At 41.1% G+C, this 25,168-nt stretch carries 18 protein-coding genes, 1 tRNA gene and 1 CRISPR repeat array; of the genes, 10 read left to right on the forward strand and 9 right to left on the reverse strand.

All coding sequences use genetic code 11. The features are described 5' to 3' along the window. Window positions 1–20: 20 nt before the first annotated feature. On the reverse strand, window positions 21–164 hold the full coding sequence (locus tag HWQ23_RS31455) for a hypothetical protein (protein WP_292837518.1): 144 nt from the start codon (window positions 162–164) through the stop codon (window positions 21–23). Between the two features lie 225 nt (window positions 165–389). Continuing rightward, window positions 390–758, reverse strand: a complete 369-nt coding sequence (locus HWQ23_RS31460) for a hypothetical protein (protein WP_292837520.1) — start codon at window positions 756–758, stop codon at window positions 390–392. An 899-nt stretch (window positions 759–1,657) separates the two neighbouring features. Here HWQ23_RS31460 and HWQ23_RS31465 point away from each other — a divergent pair. The 4 genes from HWQ23_RS31465 (at window position 1,658) to HWQ23_RS31480 (ending at window position 6,770) form a co-directional block, all read left to right on the forward strand. Beyond that, window positions 1,658–3,886 (forward strand): EAL domain-containing protein, encoded by a 2,229-nt coding sequence (locus HWQ23_RS31465; protein WP_292837522.1) that lies wholly within the window; start codon window positions 1,658–1,660, stop codon window positions 3,884–3,886. Window positions 3,887–4,251: 365 nt separating this feature from the next. Then, complete coding sequence (locus tag HWQ23_RS31470) at window positions 4,252–5,331, forward strand: tetratricopeptide repeat protein (RefSeq protein ID WP_292837524.1); 1,080 nt, start codon at window positions 4,252–4,254, stop codon at window positions 5,329–5,331. Then, the gene (locus HWQ23_RS31475) at window positions 5,331–5,669 is read left to right on the forward strand and encodes a type II toxin-antitoxin system PemK/MazF family toxin (RefSeq protein ID WP_292837526.1); all 339 of its coding nucleotides are present in this window, start codon (window positions 5,331–5,333) and stop codon (window positions 5,667–5,669) included. The genes HWQ23_RS31470 and HWQ23_RS31475 overlap by 1 nt, the downstream gene beginning before the upstream one ends. Before the next feature lie 135 nt (window positions 5,670–5,804). Further along, complete coding sequence (locus tag HWQ23_RS31480) at window positions 5,805–6,770, forward strand: acetamidase/formamidase family protein (protein ID WP_292837528.1); 966 nt, start codon at window positions 5,805–5,807, stop codon at window positions 6,768–6,770. Between the two features lie 156 nt (window positions 6,771–6,926). Here HWQ23_RS31480 and HWQ23_RS31485 read toward each other — a convergent pair whose 3' ends face one another. The 5 genes from HWQ23_RS31485 to HWQ23_RS31505 all read right to left on the reverse strand — a co-directional run bounded on the left by HWQ23_RS31485 (window position 6,927) and on the right by HWQ23_RS31505 (window position 10,724). After that, on the reverse strand, window positions 6,927–7,226 hold the full coding sequence (locus tag HWQ23_RS31485) for a HigA family addiction module antitoxin (protein WP_229546327.1): 300 nt from the start codon (window positions 7,224–7,226) through the stop codon (window positions 6,927–6,929). Window positions 7,227–7,382: 156 nt separating this feature from the next. Beyond that, entirely contained in the window at window positions 7,383–7,961 is a 579-nt protein-coding gene (locus HWQ23_RS31490) for an NADPH-dependent FMN reductase (protein ID WP_292837530.1), read from the reverse strand. Window positions 7,962–8,554: 593 nt separating this feature from the next. Continuing rightward, window positions 8,555–9,532: a 2-dehydropantoate 2-reductase gene (locus tag HWQ23_RS31495; protein WP_292837531.1), complete on the reverse strand. Its 978-nt coding sequence runs from the start codon at window positions 9,530–9,532 to the stop codon at window positions 8,555–8,557. 29 nt (window positions 9,533–9,561) lie between these two features. Then, the gene (locus tag HWQ23_RS31500) at window positions 9,562–10,308 is read right to left on the reverse strand and encodes a cobalt-precorrin-6A reductase (RefSeq protein ID WP_292837532.1); all 747 of its coding nucleotides are present in this window, start codon (window positions 10,306–10,308) and stop codon (window positions 9,562–9,564) included. Beyond that, the gene (locus HWQ23_RS31505; protein WP_292837581.1) at window positions 10,305–10,724 is read right to left on the reverse strand and encodes a DUF1636 family protein; all 420 of its coding nucleotides are present in this window, start codon (window positions 10,722–10,724) and stop codon (window positions 10,305–10,307) included. Before HWQ23_RS31505 ends, HWQ23_RS31500 begins: the two co-directional genes overlap by 4 nt. A gap of 287 nt (window positions 10,725–11,011) precedes the next feature. Here HWQ23_RS31505 and HWQ23_RS31510 point away from each other — a divergent pair. Beyond that, window positions 11,012–11,085, forward strand: a tRNA-Val gene (locus tag HWQ23_RS31510). Window positions 11,086–11,809: 724 nt separating this feature from the next. Here the strand turns inward: HWQ23_RS31510 and HWQ23_RS31515 are convergent. Further along, window positions 11,810–14,002, reverse strand: coding sequence for a competence protein CoiA family protein (locus HWQ23_RS31515; protein WP_292837534.1), 2,193 nt, complete (start codon window positions 14,000–14,002; stop codon window positions 11,810–11,812). A gap of 615 nt (window positions 14,003–14,617) precedes the next feature. On the opposite strand from HWQ23_RS31515, the gene aroA reads away from it, so the two are divergent. From aroA to HWQ23_RS31540, 5 genes are all read left to right on the forward strand, one after another. Further along, window positions 14,618–15,898, forward strand: a complete 1,281-nt coding sequence (gene aroA / locus HWQ23_RS31520) for a 3-phosphoshikimate 1-carboxyvinyltransferase (RefSeq protein WP_292837536.1) — start codon at window positions 14,618–14,620, stop codon at window positions 15,896–15,898. A 724-nt stretch (window positions 15,899–16,622) separates the two neighbouring features. After that, window positions 16,623–17,174 carry a PEP-CTERM sorting domain-containing protein gene (locus tag HWQ23_RS31525; RefSeq protein WP_292837538.1) on the forward strand — a complete coding sequence of 184 codons (552 nt, stop codon included), beginning with the start codon at window positions 16,623–16,625 and terminating at the stop codon, window positions 17,172–17,174. 216 nt (window positions 17,175–17,390) lie between these two features. After that, entirely contained in the window at window positions 17,391–18,980 is a 1,590-nt protein-coding gene (locus HWQ23_RS31530; RefSeq protein ID WP_292837540.1) for an alkaline phosphatase D family protein, read from the forward strand. A 237-nt stretch (window positions 18,981–19,217) separates the two neighbouring features. Continuing rightward, complete coding sequence (locus HWQ23_RS31535) at window positions 19,218–19,541, forward strand: hypothetical protein (protein WP_292837542.1); 324 nt, start codon at window positions 19,218–19,220, stop codon at window positions 19,539–19,541. Between the two features lie 372 nt (window positions 19,542–19,913). Further along, window positions 19,914–22,422: a CRISPR direct-repeat array (repeat unit 37 nt; unit sequence ATTGCAATTACCTAAAATCCCTATTAGGGATTGAAAC). Window positions 22,423–23,024: 602 nt separating this feature from the next. Continuing rightward, a complete protein-coding gene (locus tag HWQ23_RS31540; protein ID WP_292837544.1) occupies window positions 23,025–23,306 on the forward strand; it encodes a hypothetical protein in 282 nt (93 codons plus the stop codon). Window positions 23,307–23,773: 467 nt separating this feature from the next. On the opposite strand, the gene HWQ23_RS31545 is transcribed toward HWQ23_RS31540, so the two are convergent. Continuing rightward, window positions 23,774–24,991, reverse strand: a complete 1,218-nt coding sequence (locus HWQ23_RS31545; RefSeq protein WP_292837546.1) for a glutathione S-transferase family protein — start codon at window positions 24,989–24,991, stop codon at window positions 23,774–23,776. Between the last annotated feature and the right edge of the window lie 177 nt (window positions 24,992–25,168).

Raw genomic sequence — 25,168 nt, forward strand, 5'->3', positions numbered from 1 at the left:
TTCTTATGCTTAATTGTTTGTTACATACTTGTAAATTTCCTCCCCGACTTACTTAACTCAGACAGTAAATTCTCTGGTTGCGATCGCGAAGTGGCGGCTTCCGCATCGCCTGACATCTCCTTTAGCTGGCATAACCCTAAATGCACTCTTTCTTTGATTACCATTATATGCATATTATTAGATATGAAATAGCTGATCTCAGCCGAAATCCAAATACTTTCTCCAGTAAATAGTTTTGTAGCTGGCTAGTATCGCAGGGCCGAAGTCACGCATTCACGCATTCACGCATTCAAAAGTATTATGGAATAAGCTATGAGAGGGATTTGAAATGGTTGCTCTATTTACGCCGTGGCGTACTAGGACTAGATTTACTTCCATCTGCCTAAATTTTAGAGTACTGACTCTTTAAGTTTTTGGGAATTCTCAAGCTTGTTTGGATTCACCCAACGATTGACAAATTCCTTATTATGTTTGTACACCTTGATTTGCACTTGCTTGGAACTTAACTTGACTACTTCGGCGGTTATTCTTTGGACATCGCTAGAATCCGCGCGAGGCTTGTAAAGCCAAATGACTTTTTGCCCTACTTCAAAGTAGTTAGGATTGCTAGTTAAAGCAGACGCTCTTTCTGCCCAAGACGGGAAAGCAATTGCTAAGTTGATCAAAAGTACTAAGACAACTAGAATGATTTGGAAAAGTTTCATAATCATTGCACTTGTCTTCGGTCTGGTTGGGTAATCAATCTGCTGCTCTAACATTTAGCTATTGTCCTTTTTTGCTTTCTGAAAGCTGATGTTGCTGGTTAATGATTTTGCCGGATTCATGTAGCACCTATTTTTCACCTAAGTTTGATAGCTATAGAGATTTGGATAGTTAATTACTTAGCCTTTAGCTGTATCGCAAGCCAAGTTTGTATTTGTTCAAAGTTCAAATCTCTACTGCAAGACTTACGCAAACAATAGCCCAAAAGAATGATTTTTAGGTAGGGGCAATATCCTGCGGTCAGCTAAAGCTACATGAATTGCCCTAGAGTGCGTATAGTTTTGCATAAGTCCTCTATGATTTCAGGATAAAGCGACTTGGAGAATAAAATCAAATAGTCTTGTTTGTTAAAACGATAAATTAAAATTATGACGAAAGTTGTGATGCTCTGACTTGAGATCACAATCTCTATCTCAGGAGTAATAGATGCAAAAGAACACTCTGTTGTCAAAATTGATAATATATAGTGCTTGATGTTTCTAAGAGTTTTGGATAATAAACAACACTTTTAAAATCTCCTGTTTTAGAGGAAATTCTTTATTAAATTTTTGGATAGCTTCTGTTCTTGATTGAGGCTAGATTCATTCTTAAGTAATATATATTTAATCTTAATTAATCTAGCTAAAAATTCTTCATACACTGGCTATTTTTTGCCTTTAGTTTGTAAAAATTGTTAATATAACTACTCATTAATTTGCCTTATTGTAGAAAAGCTATTGGCAATTGTTTGACCAGTTAATATCAAGTTTGGAAAATGTTGGTAAATCACCTGATCAGCTAAATTATTCAGTTTGCCGAACTCATCAACTCTTCATCTATTTGAAGTATAGTTTATCTTTTATCGGATAAACAGTGGGAATAATAAACTAAATCGCATTAAGCAAATTAGTTAGCTATGAGTCAAATATGTCGCATCTTCAAAAGCTGTGCTTGTCGCAACGTTGCACGCTGCCGGAGTAAGGAAGCAGGCAGGCTCTTTCTGTGGTTCCCCGTTCCACATACTCTGCAAAAAGTTACCTCCTACCTACAGCAGTTTGCCCTTAAGTATGAACTGATGCACGAGCGACCAGGTTTAAGTTTGGACTGTAAACCCGGACAGTCGCTAAAAATTGCGCGTAACCTAGCCGAACTACTTGCACCGAGAGAATTAAAAGAGACGCAAGTCCTTTTCGTTCGAGGCACTATGCAACCTCAAATTCAGGATTTTAGTGACATAGCCTCATTACAACGGTTCATTAAGTTGAACCAATCCGACTGGCTGGTTGAAATGCTGGCAACGGAGCGATTCACCACTTACTTCCAACCAATTGTCTCAATTAAGGATACATCGCAGATTTTTGGATATGAATCGCTCTTGCGGGGACTGGAGGAACAAGGCAATATATTGCTACCGAAACCAATTCTGGAGTTAGCAACCGAAGCCGGACTCCTACCACAACTCGACCAAGTTGCTCGCCTGAGCGCAATTACTCAAGTCAGTCGCTATCAAGTAAGTGGGCACATCTTCATCAATTTTGCACTAACGTCACTTTATGACCCAGCTTTTTGCCTACGTAGTACGGTAGAGGCAATTGATGCTGCCGGCATTTCCCATGATCGGGTTGTTTTTGAAGTCGTGGAGTCAGACAATCCTCAAGACTTAGACCATCTGAAGACGGTGCTGCAATACTACCGGGATGCTGGGTTTTTAGTTGCCCTTGATGACCTCGGTTCTGGCTATTCCAGCCTAAACTTGCTACATCAGTTACGTCCAGACTTTATCAAGCTGGACATGGAGTTAATTCGAGATGTGCATCAAGACCTTTATAAAGCTTCGATTACCGAGAAACTTCTAGAGATTACTCAAAAGTTAAATATCCAGACTGTTGCGGAAGGAATTGAGTGCATTGAGGAACTGAACTGGCTGCGAGAACGAGGTGCAAATCTTGCTCAAGGCTATTTGATTGCTAAACCCAGTGCAGTGCCTGTGACTATAACCCCTCAGTTTGATCCGATCGCATTAACTGTAGCATCAGCAAATTCTCAGCTAGTTAAGCAGCAAGTTCAACACCAAAGCGAGTCTGAGCGAATTGTCGCGGCTGTAACGCAGCGCATTCGAGAATCGTTGGAGTTAGACGAGATTTTGCAAACCACAGCAGCCGAAGTACGACAACTGTTTGAGATAGACCGAGTACTGATTTATCAGTTTAAGCCAGACTGGAGTGGTTTAGTTGCTGTAGAATCCTTAGCAGAAGGGTGCATGTCCATTCTGGGATTTCACGTCATGGACACGTGCTTTAAATCCACGCGCGCAACTTACTATCAACAAGGCAATACTAAAGCGATTGAAGACATTGAAACTGCGGGACTATCGCCGTGTCATCTTCACCTCCTTCAAAGTTTGCAAATCCGGGCAAACCTGATCGTGCCCATTTTGCACCAAGAGCGTTTGTGGGGACTATTGATCGCTCACCAATGCCGTCACCCCAGACAATGGGAGCAATCTGAGGTTAATTTGTTTAAGCAGTTAGCAGGTCAAGCTGCGATCGCTATTCAGCAATCAGAACTTTACCAGCAATTACAACAAGCAAACCAGGAATTACAGCGCCTTGCCTCTTCGGATGGTCTAACCCAAGTGGCAAATCGACGCTGCTTTGATGACACGTTCAACGCAGAGTGGCAACGGTTGGCACAAGAGCAAGGCTCACTATCTTTGATTTTGTGTGATGTCGATTACTTTAAGCTTTACAACGATACGCATGGGCATTTGGCAGGAGATGATGCACTCAGACAGGTTGCCAAGACAATCTCTCAGACAGTTAAACACTGCGCTGGTTTAGTTGCTCGTTATGGTGGAGAAGAGTTTGCAGTCATTTTGCCGAATACTGATATTCAAGGGGCGATCGCAGTTGCAAGAGATATTCAGACCAATGTGAGTGCATTACAAATACCTCATCCGCATTCTGATGTCAATCAATTCATCACCTTAAGTTTTGGTGTGTCAACCATTACTCCTCATAGCCAATTATCTCCTGCAACCTTAATTGCTGCTGCTGACCAGGGACTCTACCAAGGAAAAGCACAAGGAAGAAATTGTGTGGTGCAGATGGACTGTGAGGATACTGAGGTTAGATATCTCCTTTAGCATCAGTCTCCATTTTCTCTGCCAATTATTGTGAATACAGATGACAAATCTAATGTTGATGGCATTTTAACTTGAAACCTATTTTAGTTATGGATTTAGAACGCAAATAATTAATTATTCAGAGAAGGTAGAAGAAGAGAGGCTAAAATCTGAGTCAGAGTGCGATCGCATTAACACCCACATGACTAATTGGGTAAAACATGAATGGAATCAATACGCATAATGGATAGCCTGTTTTTAGAACGCCAAAATCAAGCGAATACTGGGTACAAAAAGCCCTTGGACATCAATCTTGACTTTTTAGCAGGCTCCTACAAAAGCAAAACAGTGCTAGGGACTTAGAAGTTATTGATGAAGATGCAGATATGGTTGCTAACTTAGACAAAGTACTGCAAATTAAACCAGATTTGTATGAAGCCTGGTACAACCGGAGTATTGTGCTAGTAAATTTAGGTAGCTTAGAAGAAGCGATCGCTAACTTGGACAAAGCTCTGGCAATTAAACCAGATTTGTATGAAGCCTGGTTCAACCGGGGGATTATACTAGGATGTTTGGAACAGCCTGAAGAGGCGCTTGCCAGTTATGACAAAGCTTTGGAGATTAGATCCAACAAATACGAAGCATGGTTTAACCGAGGTATTACGCTGTATGACTTGGGATGCCTAGAAGATGCTATTAGCAGTTTCAACAAAGCCATTCAATTCAAATGTAACGATTACTGGAGTTGGTACAATTTGGGCATTGTGCTCTATGACTTGGGACATTTTGAAGAAGCAACCAATAGTTTTGATAAAAGTATAAAATTGAACCCCAATATCTCGAAGGGCTGGTATTGCCGAGGTATTGCACTTGGGCAATTAAAACGCTTGCAAGAAGCAATCATTAGCTTTGATAAAGCCTTAGAATTCAAACCGAATTGGTATGAAGCTTGGAAGTATCGAGGGATCACGCTGAGAAAGTTAGAACGCTTTCAAGAAGCAATTGCTAGTTTTAAGAAAGCGATTAAAATTAAGTCTGATGACTACCGAGATTGGAATAACCAAGGGTATATGTTGTTAAAGCTGAGAAACTTTGAAGAGGCTATTGCTAGCTTTGACAAAGCTTTGGAATTAAAACCTGATTATGCAGATGCTTTTTACAATAAGGGTTGTTGTTATGCGTTGCAGGGAGATATTGAACCAGCAATTTATAATTTGCAAAAAGCTATCAATTTGAGTCCTAAGCAATATTTAGAAGTTGCAAAAAATGACTCAGATTTTGACAGTATTCGAGAAAATGGGCGGTTTCAGGCTTTGATTCAGACAGAAAATTATTGGGAAGATGAAGAAGAAATAGATGAACAAGAATGGCTGAAAGCGGCTGCGAGTAATCCAGTCTTTGATTTTCTAAAACATCCTGAAGAAGATATTTACACATTAGCCGATGGGAAGCCATTCAATGACTAATGACTAAGGGTAAAATTGTCCTTATACCTTTCCCATTCGATGATTTATCAGCTATTAAATTGCGTCCAGCCATTTGCTTGACTAATCCAGTGGGATCTTACAAACATATTATCCTTGCTTTGATCACCAGTAAGATTCCATCTGATTTGATGGAAACGGACATTGTATTGGATACGAGTCATCCAGATTTTGCTGCCAATGGGTTAAATAAACCATCGACTATTAGGCTGGATCATTTGATGACAGTTCGTAAATCTCTGATTCAGCGTGAACTGGGTACATTGTCATTGGATATGCAAGATTTGATTGCTAAAATACTGTGCAAGTTATTGACATAGCGGTTCTCTCTTTGATGCAACAGGCGTTAGGGAATATTGCTGTACCCATGCCAATGGTACGCCAGTTTGCTCAAGTCTCTTAACCCACCCATGCGATTTGCTTTTGTATTGCACGCAATTAAAAACACAACAGCGATGACTCACTACATTTTAAAAGCCTCAAAAGAAACCGTGCATTTAGGCGGTTTCTCCCATCAGCTAGAACCAGCACTGATTATTGACTCTGGCGACACAGTTGATGTGGAAACTTATACTGGTTACTACGTTTATGACAAAGCACCACCTGAGTTTGTCACACCAGAATTTCTCGACATCTGCGAAAATCTTCTACCAGAACGCAAAATTGCTGGGGGGCCGCATTTACTCACAGGGCCGATTTATGTGCGCGATGCCGAACCAGGGGATGTTTTAGAAGTACAATTAGATGCGATCGCACCTAGTTTACCTATAGGCTTCAATGCCATTCGTACAGGTTGGGGAGCTTTACCACATCAGTTTCCTCAACCTGCTTTGAGATTCATTCCTCTAGATTTAGCAAACAATATCGCGGAATTTCCGGCTGGTACTGGCATAAAAATTCCTCTCAAACCGTTTTTTGGAATTCTTGGTGTCGCTACTCCAGAAACCTCTCGAACTTCTATTCCACCAGGTTCTTACGGTGGTAATATCGACAATCGGGAATTACAAGCTGGTTCTCGTTTATTTTTGCCGATTTTCGTACCAGGTGGATTATTTTCTATTGGTGATGGGCATTCTGCACAAGGAGATGGTGAAGTAAATGTCACCGCGATTGAAACTTCGATGAACGGTAGAATTACCCTCAAACTTCGCAAGGATTTACAACTGACAACACCAATTGCCGAAACTCCAACTCATATGATCACAATGGGGTTTGCTCAAACCTTAGATGAAGCCTTAGAACTGGCTTTAAAAAACATGATTGATTTTCTGAAACGCTTCGCCAATTTGTCGCCAGAAGATGCTTATGTATTGTGTAGTTTAGCTGTGAATTTTCATATCACTCAAGTTGTGAACAGTCCCCAAAAAGGTGTGCATGGAATGCTACCTAAATCAATTTTTTCCAAAAATATTAATTTATAATTTGTGAGAATTGAACTGTTCAGATTCCCGATTGATTAGACATAGGAGTGAAAAAGAATTGTTTTGACGTAGCAGTGCTACGTCTCTACAAGAGTTCTGGGTAACGCATATTTAATTTCTGGAGATGTCTATTTAATAAGTCAGGAATCTTATCGATCAGCAAGCTTGTAAATTTATGGGTGCTATATCTTTCCAAGACTCTGATTCATTAGCAGCGCACCAAAGATCATATTTTTGTTGGAGATTTAACCAAAGTTCAGGAGTAGTTTGCAAGGCGGTAGCCAAACGAAGTGCCATATTTGGCGTAACACTTGCTTGCTCGTTAACTATCTCAGATACAGTTTTACGAGACACATTAAGAATATCAGCAAAGTCAGTAATTGTGATATTTAGCGGTTCCAGGTACTGACGCTTGATTAATCCGCCAGGATGTCTAGGTTTTCTTTTTGTGATCATCCTTAACTCCTAATGATAGTCTTCGTAATTTACGTCGTAAGCATTATGTCAAAGCGAATACTTGGCTTTCACCTGAAGTTGATACCAATGTGCTTTCATACCCCAAAATCTGTATTTAATGATAGGTGTTCGCTATTTACTGAACACCTGAAGAGTTTAATTGAGCTTCAGCAATATCTTTGTTAAGCCATCGCCTAACTTTTCAATAGATTCTTGCTGTTTAGGATCTTTTAACGTACCATCAGGATTAAAAGCTTCGTAAGCTTTGGATACAGCTATTTGATCGGGAAGTACCAAAACTTTGATATTTCCCAAAATAGACCGCAGGTGAACCAAGCCGCGCAAACCACCAAGAGCGCCTGGGGAAGCGCTCATAATACTAGCAACCTTACCTGCAAAAGCAGCCAACGGTGCTTCATTTGGGGCTGGACGGGATGCCCAGTCAATAGCGTTTTTCAAAACTGCTGTGAGTGAACTGTTATATTCAGGCGAAGCAATCAGCAATCCTTGATGAGAAATCAGCAAATCTTTGAAAGTGCGGGCGTTGGCAGGTAGTCCTTCTTGAGCTTCCAAATCTTCATCAAAAAGAGGCAGGGGTAAATCGCGGAGGTCTATATAAGTCACTTCTGCGCCTGCTGCCTTAGCGCCAGATGCCGCGATTTTTACCAATTTTTTGTTGTAAGAATCAATCCGGGTGCTGCCGGCAAAGGCGAGGATTTTGGGTGTAGATGCCATAGTTCTAGGTTGAATGGGAAGGATTGGACACTTGAGCTGCATTATCCTGTTTCCAGGCGATCGCTATTTGCTACCTTTAGATTTTCTTTAGAAACTTTCTCTTCTCTCGGCAAGTTACGACAAGTTGTAGGTGAGCGCCTACTTCTATTATTTGGGGCGCGTTTTGTTGCAAAAGCGAAGTGATTTGAAAGTTTGGGGGCTACCAATAATTCCTCTTTTCTCTGTGTTTCTGCGCCTAATAAGGTTAGAGAAATAACTTTCAAACCGCAGAGGCACAGAGAACACAGAGAGAAGAAAAGAGATTTTACGAGTCACCTTGAAAGAGTTAATTAATAGGACTTACGCATTGACGAGAAATACTAAATATACAACGTTAAAAACCATATCTTTCGTAAGGGCACAGCATGATCTATTTATGTAGTTTACCGCCGTAGGCATCGCAGGATAATTAAGAAAAGCCTGAAAACTTCCTCAAACTCGTTAATGCACATCACGATGCATTTGTACAGTGCATAAGTCCTACTTAAGTTGACACCAATGCACAGATGTGCGCCCCTACGCTTTTTTTCACATGCCATAAAACTCAAGCACTGTCAAATCTTTACTTTGGTCGCTTCCAGCAGCTTAACACTGGCATAAATAGCATCAATATAAGGTGTATGAATTTGAGTGAGCTTTCCCAATTCTGCGATCGCGCCCACAATAGCATCTATCTCCGTAGCGCGTCCGGCTTCAATATCTTGTAGCATTGAGGTTTTATGGGCACCAACATTTTCTGCCCCATTAATTCGCTGTTCCAAAGTGATGCCAAACTTTATACCCAACTTTTCAGCGATCGCTTGAGTTTCAGTCATCATTTGCCGCGCTAGTTCACGGGTGAGGGGATAGCGACAAATACCTTCTAGAGTAGCACCAGTCAGGGCACTAATCGGATTAAACGCCACATTCCCCCACAACTTGATCCAAATTTCCGTGCGAATTTGATTGCGGATTGGTGCTTTGAATCCTGCCTGTTTTAAAGTTTCTGCTAATAATTGGATGCGTTCTGTTTTAGTGCCGTCGATTTCACCGAGAGTAAAGCGATCGCCTTCAATATGCTTAATTATACCTGGTTCAATTATCTCAGTTGCCGGGTAAACAACACAACCGATGACGCGTTCAGCACCGATACTAGCTTCAATAATCCCATTTGGGTCAACAGATTGAATCCGTGTACCTTCATACTCACCGCCATGCTGACGAAAGTACCACCAAGGAACACCATTTTGGGCTGTTACCACCATTGTATGAGCATCGTAGAGTGCAGGTAGAAAAGGTGCGATCGCAGCTACACTGTGAGCCTTGAGAGTTAAAATTACTACATCTTGCCGTCCGGCTTTCTGGATATCGCTAGTTGCCAATGGAGTAGCAATTTGGCTAGAACCGTCTGCCATAAGCAACTTCAGCCCATTTGTTTGAATTGCTTCCAAATGAGAACCACGCGCAATCAGCGTCACTGCTTCACCTGCCAGTGCCAGTTTTGCCCCTAAATATCCCCCAATTGCACCCGCGCCAACAATACAGATTTTCATTTGAATTATGAACTATGCGGTTAACTAAATTAATCGTGCAACTTGTCAAATAGCCATGCCAAAGCACCATCAACATCAGTAACCTGCTCCCCTGGCGGTATGGCTGGACGATTTACCATAACAACCTTCAGTCCCAGTTCTCGCGCTGCAATAATCTTCGGCTTTGTGGCATCGCCACCGCTATTTTTACTGACGATGGTATCAATGTTGTTGTGAATCAGGATTTGCCTTTCATTATTGAGGGTAAAAGGCCCGCGATCGCACAATATCATTCCCGGTGGCACTAAAGCATCATCACTAGGAGGGTCAATCATCCGCATCAGAAACCAAATTTTTTCTAGGTGAGCAAAGGCGGCGATTTCTTGCCTCCCAACTGTCAAAAATACTCGCTGTGCCTGGTTTGCTACAGATACTGCTGCCGCTTCAACGCTGTCAACTTCAATCCAGCGATCGCCACTTCCTTTTTCCCAAGGGGGGCGAATTAACATCAGACGGGGTACTCCAACTTCGGTTGCAGCATCTGCCGCATTCAAGGAAATCTGAGTAGCAAAAGGATGGGTTGCATCAATTAATAAGTCGATTTGCTCCCCTCGCAAATAGCTAGTTAATCCAGCCACACCACCGAAGCCTCCAACCCGTAAATCACCTAACGGTACTGATGGTTCACGGGTGCGGCCAGCTAGAGAGGTGATTGCTTCTAACCCTTGGATAGTCGCAACTTTGGCAGCTAGTTCTGCGGCATCTCCTGTACCACCCAGAATCAAAACGCGAATCATTGAGATAAAGGTGGAATCTTTGCCAAAATGCCCTTTTTCAGGGCTTCTGGACGCTCTGACCAAGGTAGTAAACCATCTGCTTTGACATAGTACTGAGTAGCACATTCTAGTATCGCAGATGCACTACCATCAACGGCTAAATCACCAAATAAATATGTTAATTTGCCCTTGGCAGCAAAGGCAACTACGCAGGAACGATTACAAGCACTCATGCATTCAACTTCCTTAATTGGGAATTCATCTTGTAAGTCCCAATCTTGTGCAAGCTGCTGAAGTTGAGATAGAAGTTTTTCACCGCCACTTTCACCTAAGCGTTTTCCCTCTTGCCAAACGCTAGCACAAGTTTTGCAAACAAATAAAGTATGGTCAGCAACACCCAAGGGACTAGTCGGGGAAATATTTACAGTAGTAGTCATCTGTACCTTGGAGATATGTGGAACTGATAAATTTACTTCGGTGGGCATCCTGACTCACTCAATTTTGGATTTTCGATTACATCTCAAATTGGTTTACAGTTGCTCCCAAGCGCCGGATTTGCACCGAACTTTAAGAGTTACCTCTGGTAGCTGCTCCCCACCAGAACCGAATAACCTTATCGATTATACACTAGAGTCGAATGGTACTTCCCTTATTCAGATGGATTTACAGCTTTACCTTGCTTTATCAAGAAAGTATGTGTTATTGTTGATAATTGTGTGGTTAAGGACGTATAGCTCAGTTGGTTAGAGCGCTACGTTGACATCGTAGAGGTCACTGGTTCGAATCCAGTTACGTCCATTTTAGGAATGTCCTTATCTGTAACTGCTACGATGTCAACGTAGCGCTCCAACCAACTTGTTTTATCTCAATTTTCTCTCACTTCAATCCAATGTACCCCTAAAACAACCAAATAGGGGTTACTAGTCGGCTTGAGATAAACTTATGATTTATGTTTGCAAACATAATTTTATCTTATTGATCAGTGAATAAAGTATATGATCACGTTATAAACGCCTAACGGATTAGGGAACGTAGCTGTATCAGGCTGTAATACCTCTGTTTTGGGTTTCATGTAATCAGCCACAATCGCTTCATGTCACCCTTTACAAAGGCTTACAGAGGTAGGTAGTAATGCTTTACAACTAATCATGTCAAAGCTGCAACGTTCAAAATGTTGCTTATGCAGGGAGAGAAGCGCCGTGATAGAAAAAATTGATATTGCTATCAAACTATGAATGTAAGCCCCGCGAAGCTCGTTTGTTCCTTTATTCCTTATCCTGATGCATCCCCAGTAATTGTTTTCTTTGGCTAGTTTTGTCTTTGCCCTATTCGAGGTCAGCCGGAATTCCCTCTGACCCTCTACTTGCTGCATACTCATACGATAAACCCTTGCCACTGCTCTGATGTGGGAACTCTAGTATCGTTATTTTCCCGGTTTAGCGATCGCACTCGTAACAAAAACCCAGTAGTTTGTAGCTACCGGAGCATAAATTGAATATTACTAGTCTTCAACTACTGATTGCTAACGTGAGACAACTGTGAAAGGACAACTGTACTTGGGATTGTACTCAACTTGTCCTGTCTTACTGATTGGAGCAACACGCAACCCTGTAAGACTATGCCAATTTACAGCTATCTGCTTAGTTTCGCTACCTACTAACGTTAACTTTGCGGGAACAATTGGGCATTGATGTCTTAATCCGTATAACGAAATAAAGATTGCAAGTTCTGGATCTTTCTTGATTTCAACGCTAGCGATCGCAGTACTCATCGTAGTTACTGGTACTTCTTGCTTCTGAAAGTTACCATGTTTATCACGAACAAATTTAACAACACTTTTACTTATAACTTGGTTGGTTTGCTTATGCTCATAGCGAACAATGTCGCTATACCATAGCTGCTTACGTATCTGCTTTGTTTCTCTATCCTTTTTATCGTGTAGAAAAACAATACCTACATGTTCTATGCGTCCATTAGGGTAGCGGATAGCAACATACCCAATTATGTTTTCTACAAATATGCCTTTATTGGCTTGCAGTGTATTTTCAAGCAACTCTGGCACTGAATACTCACCAAATTGGTTTGTTACTAACTCAAAACGGCTAAATAGAAGCGTACAGTCACGATACTTGGGCGAATTTATGGCAATAATCGCTACTTCAGTAGATGTTAGCATGTGTGACAGTAACATCCAGTCATCAAGTTTTTTTGGCTCTCTTGCGGTTCCCGTTGACTTGGGAGTGCTACGAGAAGCTTTGCCTATAACTCTAGTAGATACAGATGTGGAAATAGAGTTGCGATCGCTATTTGGCATCGATAAATGAGATGATACGCTGTATTCTTTCCCATCTATCTTTATAAATGGTAAAACACCTGATGTATCCAGATGTATTGCACTTGTCAATATCTGGTTATTAGGACAAGGTAATAGGGAACCACTGAGTAAATCTAGCGCTAATAGACAAGGCACTTGTAATACTTCTGTTTTACTAATGTATTCCTTTTCTAGGTATTCTAAGTCTACGTTTTTGCCCACCATCGAAAATTCCATTAACTGTAATACAGAAGTAAACTTGATACTAGTTTGTCTATTCCAGTCAGGAGATATTTTGTAAACGAGTCCATCTAAAGGATCTTCGATAGCTTCTGTACTTAGTGATAATCTGTTTACCCAAGTCATGAATTCATCAAACTTCTTAGTATCTTGATGTGGACAAGTAAAGGTTAGAAACGATTTGAATTTATTGCTATTTCTCAATCTAGCGATCGCATTTTCATGCTCTACTTTACTCATTCTGGATGTTAATACTTGCTGTAAATCTTGTATTTGTCTATCTGTCAAGCAATGGTATTCAGACCATTCCAGATACACACGCCTCAACCAAAAGATAGCATCTTGTTCGCTATCAGATATCGAGCCAGCTTCTATATCAGTATTTAATCTCAATAAAGATTTATTTTTTACTATTTTGAATTTAAGTAATTGATAGCTATTAGCTAATAACTGTGTGTTTTTAGCATTATTTATTGCCTCTATCCAAGGGTTCAACATAATTACTTTAGCTGTGTATTGACAAATATTAGCTATGTCTATTGTTGTAATTTCTTGTTGAAATAACTTGTCTTGTTCATGCTCATACAGTTTGTACACACTGTAATACAATAGATACTCTAGCAACCGAAAGCTAGACTGGACACACAAATAATCAATTGCTTTTAAAGCTATTTGCTGTTGAAGAAAAGGTTGATCGTCTTTGAGAGGAACACAGTAAATTTCTACTATTTCTTTCTGATAATTTATAAAATGATCAATACAATCTTTCGTAATATTATGAATAGCTTGATTATTGTTACGTTTGATTGAATCAATCCAGTTCGAGAATTTTATATCCTCAACAATTCTTTCTTCCTTAAGATAAATCATACTTATGAAGCGCTGTTGAAATATCTCTAGCTTTTGTCCTCTATATCCAATAAACTCACTTGCCTTTATAGCGTGTTCATCAGATGATACTCTTAGTTTGCATTGTGTAGCTTGTTTAAGATTTGTATCTCGAAAGTGAGCAAAATAGGGTTTTATAATCTTACCTTTCCTTAGATAAACTTCTTGTTTACAATCAGGACAAAGTAAAGCGAGTTCTGAATAGGAATTAAAGTCACAGTCCTTTGCATAAACTCTTTCGCCACCTTTATACATTGAGATTGTAAATTCCATATTCAATTGATACTTATAATACTCTCATTATTATGAGAATAACTGTGAATACAGAAAAAGCGCCTGCGTGAAGTTACTTATTATACTTATGATTACTATCACGTTTTTTGCTCTTGTAACTGGCGTAACTAAGATGTAACCAACTCAATTGCTCATAGTGGCTGAAACACCTATGCTAACTAGTTTTCTGGTTACTGTGTAACTGTAACTGATGTAACTGACTTTTATTAAAGTCGTTACTAGTTATACAGTGACTAATTATTTGTCGTCGGTGACAGATTAATGTCGTTTTGACTAATTAACTGTCGTCGGGACAAATTGATGTCGTTTAAGTACCAGTGACAGATTAATGTCATTTATTTACAGAGATTATAGCGATAATCTCAACGTAGCGCGTGCTTGCTGCAATGTAGCACGGACTTTTTTATATCTCAAGTATCCGGGCTTAATCATGGACTTAGATACAAGGTTGGGTTGAGGAACGTAGCTTTTCTGGCGCAGGGTAACGGAACATTATCAAGGCTTATTCCCCTCATCCCCCTCATTCCCTGCCCCTTTTGCTCACAATATGGCAATATATAAAGTTGTAGCTAACCGCCTACGTAGAGGTTTAACGTGGATACCATTGCAATTCCTGCTCTAAATCGACCAGTGGATGCCACGGTAGAAATTCCCGGTTCTAAAAGTCTTACCAATCGGGCGTTGCTTGTCGCAGCTTTGGCACAAGGTGACTCCATTTTAGAAAATGCCTTATTTAGTGAAGACAGCGAGTATTTTGCTAAATGTTTAGAGCAATTGAGTATTCCCATAACTCTGAATCCTAATCTTGCTCAGATTCAGGTTGCAGGAAGGGGAGGTGACATCCCAGCTAAACAGGCAGATTTATTTGTGGGTTTATCAGGTACTACAGCACGGTTTATCTCGGCGCTGGTGGCACTAGGGAACGGCGAATATCGGCTAGATGGCGTTCCCCGAATGCGAGAACGGCCGATGGGCGACATGCTGACGGTGCTGCAAACGGGTGGAGCAACCGTTAACTTTGAGGGAAACTCCGGGTTTATGCCCTACACCGTCTATAGTCGGCAATTCGCTGGCGGAAATTTTCGCTTAAAAGCCAATCAAACAAGTCAGCAACTTTCGGCATTGCTGATGATTGCGCCTTACGCTCAACAGGATACGATTTTTGAGGTTGAGGGTACACTGGTTTCTCTGTCTTACATCAAAATGACCTGTCGCCTGATGGCGGATTTTGGCGTGGAGGTGATTCAAATCGGCGATAATCAATTTCAGATTAAAGCGGGTCAACGTTACCAAGCTCGACATTATACAGTAGAACCCGATGCGTCAAATGCTTCTTACTTTTTTGCCGCCGCCGCCGTCACAGGTGGACGGGTGCGCGTCAAACATTTAACCAAACAATCCTGTCAGGGTGATATTCTGTGGCTGGATGTTTTAGAACAGATGGGTTGCCAAATTAATCACTCCGATGATTATACCGAAGTGACGGGGCCGAAGCAATTGCAAGGCATCGACATTGATATGAATGATATATCAGATTTGGTGCAAACATTAGCAGCGATCGCGCCCTTTGCCAGTTCACCGATTACTATTCGTAACGTGGAACATATTCGATATAAAGAAACCGATCGGATTCAAGCTGTTGTTACAGAATTGCGTCGGCTGGGAGTTCCGGTTGAAGAATTTGCAGATAGACTGAAAATTGAGCCTAGCCCGATTACTCCGGCAGCAATTGAAACCTATCACGATCATCGAATGGCGATGGCTTTTGCTGTCACTGGTTTGAAGGTTCCAGGAATTGTGATTAAAGATCCTGGCTGTACAGCAAAGACGTTCCCGGATTACTTTACCCGATTCTTCCAAATGTTAGAACAATAAGGGACTGACAACAAATAAATTAATACTACTTGTGGGGCAGGCCGAAAAGCCCGCAGCCAAAGGCGGGCAAGATGCCCACCCCACAAGAAATAGTTGAGTATTTTTTTATTTGGAAATGCCTAAGAGATTCCATCCATAATACAAGGTGCGTTAGCTGAAAGCGTAACGCACCCGACAATTTAAATTTATTAACATAGTTATAAATATTCCCACTTATCAGAAATATCTTAGTTATCTGCTAAGTATTTTATTGTCAAAATCAAATTAGATTTTATCGAACAGAATACATGCATCAGTCGTCAGAATACAGGAAAGGTATTCTGTATGACTCGCGGATGGATAATCGGCGTTTTTGCACCCCCACCAAATTTTTAATTTGGTGGTCAACTTTCGTAGTCGCGGGTCTGAATAAGAGACTGATAGCGAACGCGCAGAGCGTCTCGTAGAGAGCGTCTTGATTCTGACTCCTGAATTCTGACTTCTGAATTCTTCTTCAATTTTACCTCTGATTAAAGTTCGCTTAAACTCATGATTCTAAGATAGGGCAGTTCCAATTATTTGGATACTTGCTTATTTTTGTTGAAACAGGGAAAAATCATTGATTTTCATCACTTATGAAAACAGTTATGAATACCCATTTGGGAAATAAGTAAGTTAGAAACAGACTATTTCTATACTTTGCAGGCTGGATTGCTTACAGAAGTTTATCGTGAGGAGAAGTGAAATGAAATTGTTTCCAAAATTAGTGCTTGCTGCTGCTAGCCTTACTTTAGGTTTTGCTACTCTAGATGCAAAATCTGTATCTGCTGCAATTATTGATTACGCTTTCACAGTTGATAGTCCGGTAACTAAGGGAAATGGCTTTTTTAGCTTTGATGACTCAGCTTTCAGCAATGAAAATTATCCCGTAGCCACGATTAAGTCGCTCTCTTTCCAATTTGACGGTGAGTCTACTGTTTACACTGAAAAAGATGATACCCAATATCCAAAATTTCCTGTGGTATTTCCAACCACGCTCTTAACAGGACAAAAATCTTTGGTATTAGATTATTATTTCAACGATAAATCTAATCCTTCGAGTTCTATAAGTTACGAAATCATTGGTGATGATTTTACAATTTTCTCTAGAACTTCTCCCGATGCTGAACCCATATCAGGGAGAGTTTATTATACACAAGTACCTGAACCTACACCTTTAGTTGGCACTCTCTTGGCTTGTAGCCTTGGCTGGATGCTAAAGAGAAAAGTAACATCAATGAAAAAGGTTAAAATCTAACCTTGGTTAAGTTGATATTAACGCTTTCTTTGCCAAGGATTAATCTTTTATTAGTAGGGTTTTATATGGCAAAACAACATCTAACACAGAGAAAAATTGGGAATTAAAACCTGATTTGGGTAAGGGAGTTAGTTATGAAGTTTGCCTACGATTAGCCTGCCTTCTTCGTGTTAGCTGTTGCTGTGTTTTAACTTACGTGTTAGTCAGGAGTAGAGAATGGTAGATTACCGGAATTTTGAGCAGTTGCTGCATAGTCCAATAAGACGACGCAACTTAATTATCGGGGCAGGAGCATTGTCTGGTTTGGCGATCGCTAACCAATTTTCTCCTCAAAGAGCGATCGCTAGAAGCAGATTTTCCAATTATCCTTTCACTTTGGGTGTAGCATCGGGTGATCCCTATCCTACCAGCCTAGTAATTTGGACTCGTCTAGCTCCCGAACCCTTAAACGGAGGTGGAATGCCATCTGCTAATGTGCCAATTCGCTGGGAAGTAGCAACCGATCCCGATATGAGGCGTATTGTCTCCAAAGGTACGGTACTTGCAACTCCAGAACTAGCTCACTCAGTTCGAGTTGTGGTAGAGGGACTGCAATCTGATACTTGGTACTGGTATCGCTTTCTTGTCGGCCAAGACGCAAGCCCCATTGGTCGCACTCGTACAGCGCCTTTAGCAGGTGGCTACTTAAATAAATTAAACTTTGCCCTTGTTTCCTGTCAGCACTATGAGCAAGGATACTTTACCGCCTACAAATATCTAGCCCAGGACGACCTCAGCTTGGTAGTCCATGTTGGAGACTACATTTATGAAGGAGGAATTTCAAGCGATCGCCCCAGACAGCATAACAGTGCAGAAATTCTAACTTTGGAAGATTATCGCAACCGTCACGCCCTTTATAAAACTGATACCAATCTGCAAGCAGCTCATGCAGCCTTTCCCTGGATTGTCACCTGGGATGACCACGAAGTAGAAAACAACTACGCCAACGACATCTCCGAAATTGATACTGAACCAGATCAAAATCGGGCAATCTTCCTAAAACGGCGGGCTGCTGCCTATCAGGCTTACTATGAACATATGCCACTGCGCCCCTTCTCGCGTCCCGTTGGCCCCGATATGCAACTTTTCCGTCGGCTCTCTTTTGGTAACTTAGCGACCTTCCATGTTTTAGATACCCGCCAATATCGCACCGATCAGCCCTGTGGTGATGGTAATAAAGAACGTTGCCCAGAAAATTTAGATCCGAAGGCAACGATTACTGGCAAGCGTCAAGAAGATTGGCTATATGATGGTTTAAATAGCTCACAGGCTAAGTGGAACGTTTTAGCCCAGCAAGTTGTAGTTGCTCAGATAGACACAAAAGCAGGGGAAGGCGAAACCTACAGCATGGATAAGTGGGATGGTTATGTGGCTTCCCGCGATCGCCTCATGCATTTCTTAGAACAGCGTAAACCATCTAATCCAGTAGTCTTATCAGGTGATATCCATTCCAACTGGGCAATAAATTTAAAGGCTGACTTTAATAACCCACAATCTGCTACAGTCGGGAGTGAATTCGTCTGTACCTCAATAACCTCTGGTGGAGACGGGGCCGATACCACCCCCGCAGTTGAAGCTTACTTACCCGATAACCCACACATTAAGTTCTTCAACAGTCAACGGGGGTATGTTCGCTGTGCGCTGACTCCCACAAGCTGCAAGACAGACTATCTAGTTTTATCAAACGTCACAACCCCATTTGGCACGATTAGTAAGCGGGCTTCATTTGTGGTTGAAGATGGTCGTCCAGGAATACAACAAGTCTAATCGGTTAATTCCCAGGTATCGACACCAGATACTCTTATACGATTTCACGAAATACCTGACCAAAGATATATAGGTAGGGGCGTACAGATGTACGCCCCTACTGTCTATATTCCCCGCAAGTCATTCGTTTCTAAGCTATGGCGGTTGTTGGGATTGGTGCTAAATATCAGATTTTTCCGGTTGAGCCACAATATAAGTGAATAATTACTTTACATTGAATATCTATAGCTAAAACTCATGGAAATACCCCAACGCGTATCAGTCCGCTACAAAGACGCGTCTTTCAATAGTAATGAAATTCGCTTGAGAACTCTTCGGCTGGGGTTACAAATATGGGATGAACAAACTAAACCTAGAAAAACAGAGCTTTATCAGTTTATATCGTCTTGCTTGAAACAAGTTGACCGCCAAGATCGTTTTATGTTTTCTCTGTTATTCATAGAATTAACAGACCTCATACGCAATTCTTCGCTAGAAAGGGGAACAAAAGAGGTTCTGATTAAAATAGCTTTTAGGGAGTTTGCTTGTGCGATCGCAGACTTTGAAGACGTTGACAAATAAGGTCGGTTATGAGGGTGCTGGTATTGCTTCGGCGTAGTACAGCCCAGGCATCGCCCTGAAGTCAGCTAACCTAATCGAGTAGGATATCTTAGGATATCTATATTGAAGTAAGCAGCTTTTCAGTCAGATTAGTTTTTTTGCTGAATGCGCGGATGGGTAGGTGTTGACAAAGGGGTGACTACAAAAATGGCTGAATTGCCTTATCTGCAAGAACTTAAGAGCTTTAGCATTTTTAAACCATCCGCGCACCTTATTGGGACTAGTTTTCAGCCATTTGCCTCTAGCCAAATTACAACTGTTCGTGTTATGATTTCTGCATTCGCGCAACCGAACCTTGAAAACCAAATAAGGCAAGGCTTTCAGAAGCCAGCGATTGCAATTACCTAAAATCCCTATTAGGGATTGAAACGCGCAGCCCCCACCAGAATCTCCCTTAAATCAACATTGCAATTACCTAAAATCCCTATTAGGGATTGAAACATCCGGGTCTACCTTGTGAGGATAAGCTATACCCCTATTGCAATTACCTAAAATCCCTATTAGGGATTGAAACGTTAGGGGGAAATCTCTCATAAAGCCTCTAGATTGCAATTACCTAAAATCCCTATTAGGGATTGAAACTTGCATCATCTGGAGACTCTACTAGCATCTCCAAAGCTGATTGCAATTACCTAAAATCCCTATTAGGGATTGAAACATTTACCCGTGTCGATTGGGGAGCGATCGCCGCCGGATTGCAATTACCTAAAATCCCTATTAGGGATTGAAACTTTACCACGCTCCTCTGGATGTGGTAGCCAGCCATAGATTGCAATTACCTAAAATCCCTATTAGGGATTGAAACATGCGAGGACTGCGGTGCATCTATTTCAACGAAATTGCAATTACCTAAAATCCCTATTAGGGATTGAAACAAATCAGATATCCATCTTTACGGATAATCAAAATTGCAATTACCTAAAATCCCTATTAGGGATTGAAACCTTGGATACCCTTCAGCCCCCCGGACGATCCTAGAATTGCAATTACCTAAAATCCCTATTAGGGATTGAAACTTAAAATCTAAGACACATTACAGCAATCCAGCGCAAAATTGCAATTACCTAAAATCCCTATTAGGGATTGAAACTTGTAGGAAATATTCATCAATTGCCCCGCAAGCAGAATTGCAATTACCTAAAATCCCTATTAGGGATTGAAACGGGAAACTGCTCTATGCCAACAATAAAGTAGGAATTGCAATTACCTAAAATCCCTATTAGGGATTGAAACAGTATTGGCACTTGCCGCTAATAAGCAAGACCCTTGGCATTGCAATTACCTAAAATCCCTATTAGGGATTGAAACCCTGCCTTTTTGCGCTTGGCGATGATACTGTTATTGCAATTACCTAAAATCCCTATTAGGGATTGAAACGCTTTTTTCATCAGTGCCGCCTTGTCTGACGGCGATAGCCGGATCGAGAGTATTGCAATTACCTAAAATCCCTATTAGGGATTGAAACGGAACTGTAGAATTTTCGTCAATGGCGGATCGATTATTGCAATTACCTAAAATCCCTATTAGGGATTGAAACCCCCTCTACCGAGGTAGATGGTACACGGCATTTAATTGCAATTACCTAAAATCCCTATTAGGGATTGAAACCTGCCCTCTCTGGCAAGGACGGCTTTATTCATGGATTGCAATTACCTAAAATCCCTATTAGGGATTGAAACATCAATGTGAATACCACTGATTTGTTGATAAAAGATTGCAATTACCTAAAATCCCTATTAGGGATTGAAACGAAACCAAAGCAGCGCAGGAGATACAAGCCCAGATTGCAATTACCTAAAATCCCTATTAGGGATTGAAACAATAATTACAAGGATGTAAAAGGTAGTTTAACACCACCTTTTTAATTGCAATTACCTAAAATCCCTATTAGGGATTGAAACAATAATTACAAGCAGATGCTTTGGGGATGCTTCAATTGCAATTACCTAAAATCCCTATTAGGGATTGAAACTTTGACTTCCATTTGTAAACCTCCTAAAAAAGTTAAATTGCAATTACCTAAAATCCCTATTAGGGATTGAAACAATAACCCGTAATTGACATCTGTCATACGCAAACATTGCAATTACCTAAAATCCCTATTAGGGATTGAAACAATCTGAGGCAGGCTTTTGAGTACTTAGCAGTTTTTTTCATTATTGCAATTACCTAAAATCCCTATTAGGGATTGAAACAAAGTTTTCAACTGTGTGCTTAACGCTGCATAAATTGCAATTACCTAAAATCCCTATTAGGGATTGAAACCGGTATATTGACCCGGCTGCTGTGAAACGCATCAAGGATTGCAATTACCTAAAATCCCTATTAGGGATTGAAACAACTATGGCAATACATTCAAGACAAAAACCTGCAATTGCAATTACCTAAAATCCCTATTAGGGATTGAAACGCGCAAACTCAATACCTGTCGCTGGACGGCATTATTGCAATTACCTAAAATCCCTATTAGGGATTGAAACAACCCATTGCAGCCAGGAGGATGGACAACAATTGCAATTACCTAAAATCCCTATTAGGGATTGAAACTAACTGTAGCTTCTATTTCTTGCTGCTTTCTATCTATTGCAATTACCTAAAATCCCTATTAGGGATTGAAACGGCGGAGCCATCGCGTAGTAGATGGTACTTTACAATTGCAATTACCTAAAATCCCTATTAGGGATTGAAACCTCAAGGAGATACTGCTTGCATACAAGCCAGAATCAGATTGCAATTACCTAAAATCCCTATTAGGGATTGAAACGAGTTTATGCGATCGCTGGGTAAACGGGCTGCTTGGATTGAATTGCAATTACCTAAAATCCCTATTAGGCAATACGCTTGGCTTTGTGAAAAATAGCTTTGTTGGGTTTCGTTCCTCAACCCAACCTACGCAGTTTAAGGCTTTTGGCGCTAACCCAAGCGTATTGCCCTATTGGGGATTGAAATAAATCTAATATAGAAATCAGACTTGAGTTTTACTAGGCTGACCTGAGGGTATAACCCATCTCAGCTAAGGTTTCGACCGTTATAGCCATTTTCAATTCGGTGAGGTACAGGTATGCAGACAGACCTAACCCCCTTCCCGACGCTCTAAGGGGGAAAAATTCCAAGCCTCTCTCCTTTTAGGAGAGAGGCTTGGAGAGAGGTCAAAACTGTACCTCAGCCAATTGAAAACCGCTATATCCGATTTCTAAAATTAAATATAAATCCCAATACGGTTCAGTTAAGCCCCAAATCCAATGCAAGAGACGTTGCAATCCAACGTCTCTACATACCTAAAATCAATACCAAGAATCCTTAACTGAACTGTATTGATATAAATCCTAGTATTAGTGACAAAAGTAACCATTTAAACATGACTTATGTCACAGGCGTGTACCTGATTACTCCGATTACATTAAGAGTACACCAATCAACTAATGCAAGGCAGATAGAGCATATATGAACCGCTTTAAATCTATTCTTCTTGGAGGCTTATTAGCAGCTACTTCAATTGCTGCTCTTTCTCAAAATGCTAATGCTGCTGAATTTAAATCTGAGCATGATCATTTTAATCGCAATACTGTAGCTTTTAATAACGGTAGAGTCCAACACGAACGTCAAGTGCGTGAACAACGCATTCGTGAATTGCGTGAACGTCAAGCCCGTGAACGACGCGATCGCCAATTGCGTGAACGACGCGATCGTGAATTGCGTGAACGTCAAATTCGCTTTCATCGCTAAAAAAACGTGAATTAGACGGCTCATATAGTTAGTGTCCGCCTAATTAGCTAAATCAAAAGACCTCTAAGAGATTTTACTACCAAAACTGTGCCTCTTTGAGTCGGAGAGGCACAGACTTAAATTTTAGTTCAAGGCCGGGAGAGATTCGTCCAACTGACGTTAGGAAAAGAAGTTCTCGCTCATATTACCTTTTACCTTAGGTGAGTAGCAATACTCTCCTTTTTTTCTTGGCAGAAATCTGCTCAAATCAATCCCATTTGGGCATTGATTTGAGTTGAGTGTTCAAACGGAAATTAAGGCTAGAAAAGTAATCGTATTTGGCTGAAAAATGGTTGCCGATCTGAGTTCTCAGTTAGCGATCGCACAAACGGCAGGTATAACAGATAATTAGGTATTTCAGGTGGTAGCTAAAAATTGTCCAGGTTACCACCAGGCGAAATACAATCTTAACGTGTCACCAGCGATCGCTAATAAAGAGATGCCAACACTTTATCTGCTGCTGCCCGGAATGCAGTTGCTGCACCAGCGCTCATATCCCGTGGCGCACAGATGCGATTTCTCACATAGGCTAGTGTAATCGCTCCAACCGCAGCCACAGTCGGATCAGCATTGTCTTTGCCGCCCACGCGCCCCCACGGTAATGCTGCGCCATTACCATTAATCAGATAGTCAGCCAGCAATCTGAGGTGAAAATCAACCGCTTCTTTAACGGCTGTTGTGTCGCCATTGACCGCCAATGCTTGCACGCCGGAGTTTTTCAGGATGTCTCCTAAAGCAACTTCTCGGTTATCAGTCAATCTCTCTGCCGCTTCTGCCCGAAATTGGATTTCTTGGCTAGCTGCTGGGTCGGGTGGCAAGGGATTACCGATTGGTGTCACGCCCCATCGGCGACGCAAGAGTAAATTGTTGGTGGTATCATCCGATTTGACGCGGTGATAGGCGGGACGCTGTTTGAGTGCTTCAAACCAAGCGTTGATCCGAGGATAGCGGGGATTTCCCTTCAGGTGATATCTCCGATAAACGGGTAAATTAGCTGCCAATCGGTCTAAATGGGGACTATAGGTAATATCTACCACACTAAATGTTGACAAAAAGTAGGGGCCAGGATACTTTCCAAGAAGTTGCTCTAGTTCGTCTAATTTTGCTTCAAAAGCTGCCTCTAAGCTTGCTAATTCATTAGGATCTTCAGGGGCTTGTCTGAGAAATTTGTAGGCAATATCTCTCACACCATTGGTTTCAGCATCCTCAAGCCACTGCCTAGCAACGGCGTTTTCTTCTGGGTCTTCCGGGAGCAAGGTAGGCCCAAATCGTTCTTCCAATGCTAAGAGAATCTCTTTGGATTCATAAACTAACTTTCCCTGAATTTTCGCAGCCGGGACAAGGGTTGTCGGAACTAAATCGGTATACCATTTAGGCTTGTTAGTCAAGTCGATAAACTCTGTTGCAAAGGGAATTTCCTTTTCTTCGAGAGCAAACCAAACCCGTTCGCAAAATGGACACCAAGAGTTAGTATCGCGGTAGAGCAGTACTGGCGGTTCTGTATCTGGCGGCAGTTTATGAAGACTGCTAGGAATGGGAGCGGTAGAAGGAGATTGCCCTGGTCTACGCACCCGTCGAGCCGGGGTATTTTTTTGAGCAATTTCTAACAGTTGCTCCCAATTACTTACTGTGTCTTGAATTGACATATTTAATCTTAGTTTAAGTTAACTTTTATAGGATAGAAATGATTCAAAAGATATTAAGATATCAACCTTTTGACTATTACAGGCACATATAATTTAGAAGCTCAGAGTTCAAAAATAAAATAGTTTTCAACTCAAAGATTTTGAACTCCCGAATTTTGGCTTAATGGTTTGGATTTG

It is taken from the genome of Nostoc sp. JL33 (genome assembly GCF_017114985.1).
GTDB lineage: Bacteria > Cyanobacteriota > Cyanobacteriia > Cyanobacteriales > Nostocaceae > Nostoc.